The sequence below is a fragment of the Actinomadura logoneensis genome, from assembly GCF_003428695.1.
Classification (GTDB): Bacteria; Actinomycetota; Actinomycetes; order Streptosporangiales; family Streptosporangiaceae; genus Spirillospora; species Spirillospora logoneensis.
On the sequence record NZ_QURH01000513.1, the window covers coordinates 1 to 1,365 of the forward strand.

The window sequence follows — 1,365 nt, forward strand, 5'->3', positions numbered from 1 at the left end:
CGCCGTCGCGGGCGGGCAGCCGGTCCGCGTGCGGGACGGCCGCGCCGCGCGGGAACAGCAGCTCGGCCCCGGCGCCGACGCGGTGCGGCCCTGCGGTGAGCACCACCGCCTCGTCGCGGTGCCGGACGCCGTCCAGGGCCCCGCGGACGGTCACCGCGGTCGCGGTCGAGACCCGCACGGCCGACTCGGTCTGCACGCGGATCGTGGTGGCCCGTCCGAACACCGCCGGGCCCGGCGGCGCGTCCGCGCCGTCCAGCCGCCACAGCACCAGCAGCGCCGCCGCCGGGACGGCCATCGCGAGCAGCTTCACCCAGAACTGCACGGCCTGGACGTCGGTGATGCTGCGCATCCCGCCGGACAGGGTCAGCACGAGCGCGACCGCGACGACCAGGACCCAGCCCGCCCAGACGGGCGCGCCGGTCAGCACCCGCAGCGTCACGCCCGCGCCCTGGAACTGCGGCAGCAGGTAGAACCAGCCGATGAAGCAGACGCAGGCCGACACCGCCCGCCGCACCGCGACCGACCCCAGCCGCCACTCGGCGAAGTCGGAGATCGTGTACGCGCCGGAGCGCCGCAGCGGCGCGGTGACGAACGCGACGAGCAGCACGAACCCGCCGGTCGCGGCGACCGGCAGCCAGAGCATGTCGGTGCCGTAGGCGAGCACGAGCCCGGCGGTGCCGAGGAACGCCGCCGCCGAGATGTACTCGCTGCTGATCGCCGAGGCGTTCCAGAGCGGCGTCACCCCGCGCGAGGCGACCATCAGGTCCGAGGCGGTGGCACCGGAGCGGCGGCCGACCGACCCGGACCCGAGCGTCGCGGCCACCACGGTCAGCACCGACAGCGCGGCGGCGAGCGCGACCCCGGTCACCGGCGCCCGCCCCCGGACGGGACGGTCATGACCGTCCCACCAGCCGGGCGAACTCGTGCTCGGCGGACTCGGCGAGCCGGGCCTGGCGGCGCGCGGCGTAGATCCACAGCGGCTGGATGCCGGCGGCGAGCTCCAGCCACGGCAGCGGCAGCCCGAGGACCCGGGCGTGCGCCTCGCCCGGCAGGAGCTCCAGCAGCGGCAGGACGGCGACGACGAGCAGCACCAGGCCGCCGGTGCACAGCGCGGTGCGCAGCTGCGCGCGGATCAGCGTCCGGGCGAACACCGCGCCGAGCTCGGTCTGCTCGTCCAGGTCGCTCGCGATGTCCCAGCCCGTCCCGGTGTAGGGGCCGGAGTACGGTTCGTGCTCGTCCAGCGGCGGGAGGGAGCGGGCGGCGCGGGTGCGGGGGCTGGCGACCACGACGCGCCGGGGCGGCGGCCCGCCGTGCGGTCCGGTCCCCGGCGCACCGCCGCCGGGGAGTCCGCCCGGAGACGCGCCG

The 1,365-nt window shown here is 77.6% G+C and carries 2 protein-coding genes; both read right to left on the bottom strand.

The genetic code is table 11. From position 1 onward, the window contains the following. A partial coding sequence (locus DZF91_RS23710; protein ID WP_407920933.1) for a sodium:solute symporter family transporter occupies window positions 1-868 on the bottom strand: 868 nt, incomplete at its 3' end. 25 nt (window positions 869-893) lie between these two features. Continuing rightward, window positions 894-1,365: hypothetical protein (locus DZF91_RS23720; RefSeq protein ID WP_199486840.1), on the bottom strand; the 472-nt coding region annotated here is incomplete at its 5' end.